Source organism: Rhizobium sp. PRIMUS64, assembly GCF_023006465.1.
In the GTDB taxonomy this organism is placed as follows: domain Bacteria; phylum Pseudomonadota; class Alphaproteobacteria; order Rhizobiales; family Rhizobiaceae; genus Rhizobium; species Rhizobium leguminosarum.
Genome location: NZ_JALBGX010000074.1, coordinates 25,137 through 33,329, shown reverse-complemented (window position 1 = coordinate 33,329; position 8,193 = coordinate 25,137). Strand labels below are relative to the sequence as shown.

At 62.6% G+C, this 8,193-nt stretch carries 6 protein-coding genes; 4 read left to right on the top strand and 2 right to left on the bottom strand.

All coding sequences use genetic code 11. The features are described 5' to 3' along the window. The coding region (locus tag MOV76_RS24905; protein ID WP_247265499.1) for a lysylphosphatidylglycerol synthase domain-containing protein at positions 1-804 on the bottom strand (804 nt) is incomplete at its 3' end. Positions 805-984: 180 nt separating this feature from the next. Between MOV76_RS24905 and MOV76_RS24900 the strand changes: the two genes are divergently transcribed. From MOV76_RS24900 to MOV76_RS24885, 4 genes are all read left to right on the top strand, one after another. Beyond that, positions 985-2,478, top strand: coding sequence for a glycosyltransferase family 39 protein (locus MOV76_RS24900; protein WP_028734303.1), 1,494 nt, complete (start codon positions 985-987; stop codon positions 2,476-2,478). A gap of 137 nt (positions 2,479-2,615) precedes the next feature. Next, complete coding sequence (locus tag MOV76_RS24895; RefSeq protein ID WP_018241359.1) at positions 2,616-3,632, top strand: glycosyltransferase family 2 protein; 1,017 nt, start codon at positions 2,616-2,618, stop codon at positions 3,630-3,632. Between the two features lie 12 nt (positions 3,633-3,644). Beyond that, a complete protein-coding gene (locus MOV76_RS24890; protein ID WP_028734304.1) occupies positions 3,645-5,144 on the top strand; it encodes a glycosyltransferase family 39 protein in 1,500 nt (499 codons plus the stop codon). Position 5,145: 1 nt separating this feature from the next. Then, complete coding sequence (locus MOV76_RS24885; protein ID WP_018447347.1) at positions 5,146-6,633, top strand: glycosyltransferase family 39 protein; 1,488 nt, start codon at positions 5,146-5,148, stop codon at positions 6,631-6,633. Between the two features lie 5 nt (positions 6,634-6,638). On the opposite strand, the gene MOV76_RS24880 is transcribed toward MOV76_RS24885, so the two are convergent. Then, the gene (locus tag MOV76_RS24880; RefSeq protein WP_026188333.1) at positions 6,639-8,006 is read right to left on the bottom strand and encodes an aspartate aminotransferase family protein; all 1,368 of its coding nucleotides are present in this window, start codon (positions 8,004-8,006) and stop codon (positions 6,639-6,641) included. Positions 8,007-8,193: the final 187 nt, after the last annotated feature.

Here is an 8,193-nt window from a genome sequence, read left to right as displayed (position 1 = left end):
GGCCGGATAGGTGCCGACGCCGCCGGGCGCATGCATCGGCAACACGGAAGAGAGTTCACCGCCGAGCGCGCCGCCGAAACTCGCCGCCATTGGCAGCACGCCCATCAGGCCGAGCGCCCATGCCAGCACCATCACCTTCACCAGCCAGTTGACGATGGTCATCGCCCAGGCGCGCGCAAAGGCGATGGCATCGAGCGGCAAGCCGTTTTCGATCTCGGCGACGAATTTCTGCGCTTTCTTCGGTAGCAGCTTGGCGGCAAGGCGCAGCAGCGGCTTGCGGGCGGCGAAGGCTGCGACCGGCAACAGCAGGAAGGCTGTCCAGAGCGACCAGGCAACAGCCGCATCGGCCGAAGCGACGGCAAAACCGATGCCGGCAGCGGCCAGGAGGGCGTGCAGGTCGAGCAGCCGCATGACGAAGAGCGCCGAGGTTCCACGCGTCAGCGGAATGCCGAATTCGGTGCGCATCAGCAGCGGAAAGCTGGTCTCGCCGGTGCGGAAGGGCAGCATGATGTTCAGCAGGTTGTGGATCTGCGTGACGCGGAAGAGGACCGCGAACCGGCCGGCCGTTTCGTTCGGAAAATAATCATAGATGCGCCAGGTGCGCAGGAAATAGGTGCTCGTCAATAGCACGAGCGCGCCGATCACCGGACCCGCGCCGACATCGGCCCACTGCCTGATGATAACAGGCCAACCCCAGAACCATTGGATGAAGAGGCCATAGGCTGCGACGATGACGACCGTCAGCACCGTCATGCGATTGCGCATAAACCAGGATTGCCGGCTTTCAACGATCGAAGTCTTCATGTAGTAGGCATTCCTCGCTTGGGTCGGCATGGGCCGATACCATCGCCAGGCCTTTTAAGAGAAATGAAGGTTGCGCACAACGGCGGAGTGATGGCGATGGCGGTGAAAACGCCTCCACGCCGACGATCCGAGCGGCCGACCGGTAAATGATGGCGCCTTGCCGGCTTGACGTGGAGATCGATGTTGAAGCGGATTACCAGAAGCATTACCAGCGCAAGCATTTTTCTGGCAGCCTATTTCCTGCTGAACATTGCGCTTCGCATCGCCTTGCCGCATACGCTCGATCTCGACGAGGCGGAGCAGTCCTTCTACTCGCAATATCTGCTTGCCGGCTACGGTCCGCAGCCGCCCTTCTACAACTGGATCCAATATGCCATCGTTTCGGTGACCGGCATATCGATGTGGGTGCTCTCGGTGCCCAAGAACATCATTCTCTTCGGCTGCTATCTCTTCTACGGGCTTGCTGCCCGCGAGGTGCTGAAGAGCCGTTCGCTCGCAGCCGTCGCCATGCTGAGCCTGATTACCCTGCCGCAGGTTGGCCTGATGGCGCAGCGCGAACTGACCCATACGGTTGCCCTGCTGTTTGCGACCTCGCTCTTCCTCTTCGGTTTTTTCCGCACGCTGCGCCAGCCGACGATCGGGAGCTACCTCCTCATCGGCATCGCCACCGGCATCGGGCTCATCTCGAAGTATAATTTCGCCATCCTGCCACTTGCCGCCCTCATTGCCGTGCTGCCGGAGCGGGAGTGGCGCAGCCGTCTCATCGACTGGCGTTTGCTGCCGGCGGCCGTCCTTGCCATTCTGATCGTGCTGCCGCATGCGCTCTGGCTGCCTGACAATCTCGCCAGCGCGTCTGCGCCGACGCTGGAGCGGATGACCGCCGAACACCTGGCCCCGGCCGGCCTCCCCCGCATCGGGCAAGGACTGCTGTCTCTCATCATCGCCGTCCTCGGCTTCGTCGCATTGCCGATCGTTCTCATCGCGGCCGCTTTCCGGCGCGACTTCCTTCGCGCGCTCTCCTCTTCCAGCCCGATGATCCGGGTGATCGAGCGGATGATGATCATCAGCCTGCTCGCCTTCGTCGGCGTGGTCCTCTTCGCCGGCGCCAGCGATATCCACGAGCGCTGGCTCGACCCATGCCTGCTCGTCCTTCTGATCTATCTTTTCCTGAAACTGGAAACCGCAGGTCTCGATCTTTCCGCCGGTCTTGCGCGCTTCCGGCCCGTGGTGCCGGTCTTCATGGTCGTCATCCTGTCGATCCTTCTCTTCCGGATCGTCGGCATTCAATACATCGGCACGTATACAAGAACGAACGTACCCTTTTCCGGTTACGTGGCTGAATTGACCGCGACCCGCAAGCCGGTTCTCATCGTGGCGGGAACCAAGTTCGTGGCCGGCAACATGCGGCTGGAGTTTCCCGATGTTCCCGTCGTGATCCCGTTCTTCCCCGGTCCAGGGGTTCCCGAATATGCGGACGCGAAGGGGCCGGTGCTGGTTATCTGGCGCGGCGAGACCGCAGATGATCCAACAATTTCCCCCGGTTTCGCCAATGACCTCGTCAAATCGGGCATTCATCTGCAAGAGTTGAAGACGCTGACGCTGCCCTATCTCTTCGGTGACGGCAAACGCAGCTTCTCCATTGGTTACTCCTGGGTGGAAGGCGGCGCGAAATAGCGCCCAGGCAGATCAGCCGATTGCGGGAAACCGGCATTGCCCGCTGGCAACCGGCGGACACTTCATGTAGTAGCCTTCCGCAAGTGCGGCGGCAGCATTAAAGATTGCTCGGCCGTCCGGCCTTTTGGAGATGAAAGTTGCAGACAACGGTAGAGCCCATTCGCGGTACGAATGACCCGGTACAATCGCTCGAGCTGTCGCTGGTCGTACCCATTTTCAACGAAGAAGAAAGCGTCGGCCCGCTCATCGAGCGTGTCGTGGCTGCGATGGTTAGCTACCCCCATCGCTGGGAGCTGATCCTCGTCGATGACGGCAGCACGGATGCGACGCTCGTCAACGCCCGCAAGTACGTCGGGCGCGAGGGGCTAGCGCTCAGGATCGTCGAGTTGCAGCGCAACTTCGGTCAGACCGCAGCCATGCAGGCCGGCATCGACACGGCCCAGGGCCGCCTGATCGCGACGATGGACGGCGACCTCCAGAACGACCCGAAGGACATTCCTTCGATGGTCTCCGAGCTGGAACGGCGTGAACTCGACCTCTTGGTCGGCTGGCGCAAGAACCGCAAGGACGGCCTGTTCCTGCGCAAGATCCCCTCCTGGTGCGCCAACTACCTGATCGGCCGCATCACCGGCGTCAAGCTGCATGATTACGGCTGCAGCCTGAAAATCTACCGTGCCTCGATCATCAAGCAGGTGAAGCTGATGGGCGAGATGCACCGCTTCATCCCGGCCTGGGTCGCCGGTGTCGTTCCGAGCTCGCGCATCGGCGAGATGGCCGTCACCCACCATGCCCGCGAGCACGGTGTTTCGAAATACGGCATTTCGCGCACCTTCCGCGTCATCCTCGACCTGCTGTCGGTGATGTTCTTCATGCGCTACAAGGCGCGGCCGGGGCATTTCTTCGGTTCGCTCGGCCTAGGTCTCGGCGCGCTCGCCATGCTGATCCTGCTCTATCTCGGCTTCGACAAGTTCATCATGGGCAACGATATCGGCACGCGCCCGATGCTGATGGTCGGCGTCGTGCTGCTGCTGTCGTCGGTGCAGATGATCACCACCGGCATCCTGGCGGAAATGATCGCGCGCACCTATTATCGCGACGACGCCTCTCCGAACTACATCGTGCGGCAGATCTTCGACGATCAAAGCCAAGCCTAAGCCGGCAGCACGATGCTGGAGCGCGTGACGAGCACGATCAGAACCGCAGGCCTGCTGCTTGCAGCCTATTTCGTGCTCAACATCGCGCTGCGCATCGCGCTTCCGCATTCGCTGGAGCTCGACGAGGCCGAGCAGTCCTTCTTCTCGCAATATCTGCTGGCCGGCTACGGTCCGCAGCCACCTTTCTACAACTGGATGCAATATGCCGTCGTTTCGGTGGCAGGCATGTCGATCGGCGCGCTTGTTGTCCCGAAGAACATCCTGCTGTTCCTATCCTATCTCTTCTACGGCCTCGCCGGGCGGCGGGCGCTGAAGGATCAGGCGCTTGCCGCCGTCGCCATGCTGGCGCTGATCACCCTGCCCCAGGTCTCCTACATGGCCCAGCAGGACCTGACCCACACGACGGCGCTGCTCTTTGCCAGCTCGCTGTTTCTCTACGGCTTCTTCCGCACGCTCGATCGGCCCGATATCGGCAGCTATCTCCTGCTTGGGCTTGCGACCGGCATCGGGCTGATCTCGAAATATAATTTCGCGCTGATGCCTGTCGTCGCTTTGATCGCCATCCTGCCCGATGCCGAATGGCGGCGCAGGGCGCTCGACTGGCGCATGCTGGCGGCGATCACTGTCGCGCTCGTCATCGTCCTGCCGCACGCGGTCTGGCTGCAGGGCAATCTCGCATTCGCCTCCTCCGACACTCTGGTCAAGATGGCCGCCGGCAGCGAACCGGCCGGCGCCGTGCGGATCGGCAAAGGCCTTGTCGCCTTTCTCGTCGCCATCATCGCCTTTGCGGCGCTGCCGGTGCTGATCTTCGCCGCCACCTTTCGCCGGGATTTTGTCCGGGCGCTTTCGGCGGGCAACCGCTGGACGGGGATGATGGAGCGGATGATGCTCGCAAGTCTCGCCGGCATTGCTCTCATCGTGCTTTTCACCGGCTCCACCACGGTTCGCGAGCGCTGGCTCGACCCGTTCCTGCTGGTGCTGCCGATCTATTTCCTGGCGAAGATGCAGGCGGCCGGGCTCGACCTTTCCGCCGGGCTGCGCCGCTTCCGGCCGGTGCTGCCGGTGCTGATGGCCTGCGTGCTGATCGCCCTCGGTTTCCGTGTCGTCGGCGCCGGGCTGATCGGCACCTACAGCCGGCCGAATGTGCCGATGGCGGGTTTTTCGCGCGAAATGACGCGACAGGCGCAACCCGCACTTGTGATCGCTTCCGACCCCTATATCGGCGGAAACATGCGGCTGCAATTTCCCGATGTGCCGGTGGTGATCCCGGATTTTCCGGCACCGGGCATTCCGGCCTATGCCGAGGCCAAGGGGCCGGTGCTCATCGTCTGGCGCGGCAAGAAAACGGCGACGGCTGCCGATGCGATCATGCCGGAGCGGTTTTCATCAGCGCTGACGGCGGCCGGCATCGTGCTGCAGGAGATCGGCTCGCTGTCGCTTCCCTATTATTTCGGCCGCCAGGGCGACAATTTCGCGCTCGGTTATGCCTGGGTTCGGCCGGAGAGCAAATAGAATGACCGAGAGCAACCGTCGCGACATCAGTTGGATCTTTGCCCTGCTGGCGGCCTATTTCGTGCTTCACGTCGGCGTGCGGCTCGCAACCTCGCATTCTCTCGATCTCGACGAGGCCGAACAGGTCTTCCGCTCGCAATGGCTTGCCGCCGGCTACGGCCCGCAGCCGCCCTTCTACAACTGGCTGCAATATACGGTCTTCCAGTTCGCCGGCGTCTCGCTAACCGCCCTTTCGGTGGTGAAGAACCTACTGCTGTTCAGCTCCTACGTGCTCTACGGCCTCACGGCGCGGCTTATCCTGCGCGACAAGGCGCTGGTGGCGATCACCACGCTCGGGCTGCTGACGATCCCGCAGATGGCTTTCGAGATGCAGCGCGACCTGACGCATACGGTCGCCGTGTTCTTCTCGGCCAGCATCTTCTTCTACGGCTTCATCCGCAGCCTGAAGCAGCCGAGCCTCGCCTCCTATCTCATCGCCGGCATCGGCATCGGTTTCGGCCTGCTTGCTAAATATAATTTCGCGATCCTGCCGGCCGCAGCCCTGATTGCCGCGCTTTCGGATGCGCGCCTGCGGCCGCGGATCTTCGACTGGCGGCTGATGCTGACGGCAGCGGTGGCGCTCGTCATCATCCTGCCGCATCTCTTCTGGCTGAAGGACAATCTCGATTTCGCCACCGCACGCACCCTGGAGAAGATGACCGCGAGCGGCCATGCGAGCTATCTCACCCAGGTGGCCATGGGCGTCAGTTCACTGGCTCTCGCCATCATCAGCTTTGCCGGATTGACCGCGGCGGTATTCGCGCTCGTCTTCGGCAGGAGCCTTCGTCCGACACTCGGCTCCGGTTCGGAATGGACGCGGCTGCTCGAGCGGATGATGCTCGTCTTCTTGGCCGGCATTCTGCTTCTGATCGTCTTCGGCGGCGCGGCCGGCATCAAGGATCGCTGGCTGGTGCCGATGCTCTTCATCCTGCCGCTCTATTTCTGCCTGAAGATCGAGGCGGCAGGCGTCGCGACAGACAGGGCGTTCCGGCGTTTTATGGCCATCGTCACCGTCATCATGATCGGTGTGCCGGCGGCCCTTTACGGAAGCGTCGCGACTGCACGCTTCACCGGTCATTACGAGCGGCTGAACAGGCCTTATGCCGGCATGCTGGAAATCTTGCGCAGACAGGCCGAACCGGCGGCGGTCCTTGCCGGCGACAGCTTGCTTGCCGGCAATGTCAGGCAAGATATTCCCGGTGTGCCGGTCCTCTCCGTCGATTATCCCGGCTTCCACCCGGATCTTGCGGGTCGGCGACCGCTTCTCCTCGTGTGGCTCCTCCCGCAGAAGGGGGGAAGCGAAGCGCTTCCGCCTGATATGGCTGAATGGCTGCAGGCCAATCTCGGCGCGTCCGCACCGCAGGCGTCGGTGATCGACGTGCCCTATTTCTATCGGCGCGGCGGCGACAGCTACCGTTTCGGCTATGCCTGGGTCAATCAGCCGGGCTGAGCGAATCAGGATTTCAGCTCCTTCCAGGCCAAATCCAGCGCCAATCGGGTGATCCTCGCCATCTCGTCCACCTCTGCGTGGCTGATGACGAGCGGCGGCGAGGCGAGCATGCGGTCGCCGGTGGCGCGCAGCACGAGGCCGTTCGCCAGCGCGTGGTTGCGCACCAGCGCACCGACCTGATCGGGCTTGGCATAACGGGTGCGCGTGCTCTTCTCGGCGGCAAGCTGCAGGCCGCCCATCAGGCCGATGCTGTCGGCCTCACCGACGAGATCATGTTCAGCGAGCGCTGCCCAGGCCTTGCCGAAATAGGGTCCGATATCATCGCGCACCCGTTCGACCAGTCTTTCCTCTTCGATGATGCGCAGGTTCTCGAGTGCGGCGGCGGCGCAGACCGGGTGGCCGGAATAGGTGAAGCCGTGATTGAATTCGCCGACCTCGTTGATCAGCACATCGGCGATGCGGTCGCTGACGAGCACGCCGCCGATCGGCAGGTAACCGGAGGAAAGCCCCTTGGCGATCGGCGCCAGATCGGGCTCGACGCCGAAATGCTGGTGGCCGAACCAGGCGCCCAGCCGGCCGAAACCGCAGATCACCTCGTCGGTCACCAGCAGGATATTGCGCGCCTTGCAGATGCGATCGATCTCCGGCCAGTAGGTCTCGGGCGGGATGATGACGCCGGCCGCCCCCTGCACCGGCTCGGCGACGAAGGCTGCGACATTCTCCTCGCCCAGCTCATCGATCTTCGCTTCGAGCTCGCGGGCGACGTTCAGACCGAATTCGGCGGGCGTGAGATCGCCCCCCTCGCCGTACCAGTAGGGCTGGCCGATATGGACGATACCCGGTATCGGCAGGTCGCCCTGTTCGTGCATGTATTTCATGCCGCCGAGGCTGGCGCCGGCAACGGTCGAACCGTGATAACCGTTCTTCCTCGATATCATGATCTTCTTCGACGGCTTGCCGACGGCGCTCCAATAGACACGCGCCATGCGAAACCAGGTGTCGTTCGCCTCCGAGCCGGAGCCGGTGAAGAAGACATGGTTGAAACGCTCGCCGGCATGCGAGGTGACCTTCTGTGCCAGCAGCGTCGTCGGCGTCGAAGTCGTGCCAAAGAAGGTGTTGTAATAGGGCAGCTCGTTCATCTGCCTGGCCACGGCGTCGGTGATCTCCCGGCGGCCATAGCCGATATTGACGCACCAGAGGCCGGCGAAACCGTCGAGATATTTTTTGCCGTGATTATCGAAGATGTGGACGCCCTCGCCGCGCTGGATAATGCGCGTTCCTTCGGCATTCAGCTTTTTCATGTCGGCGAAAGGGTGCAGGTGGTGCGCGGCGTCGATCGCGGCAAGGTTCGAGGGTGGGTAGGTATCGGGCATGGTGGTAAAGACCCTCGCGGATTGAAAGGCTGATGTCGATGGGATGGGAGCTTGGCCTTGTCCCGGAGGATTTTCAAGGTCATGGCGAGCGACAGGATGGACAGCAAGGCCGAAGGCGGCGACCCGGGCGAAACCGAAAATCTTCAAGGCGGCTGCGCCAAGCTTCGGCTTCTCCTGCGCCTTGGCT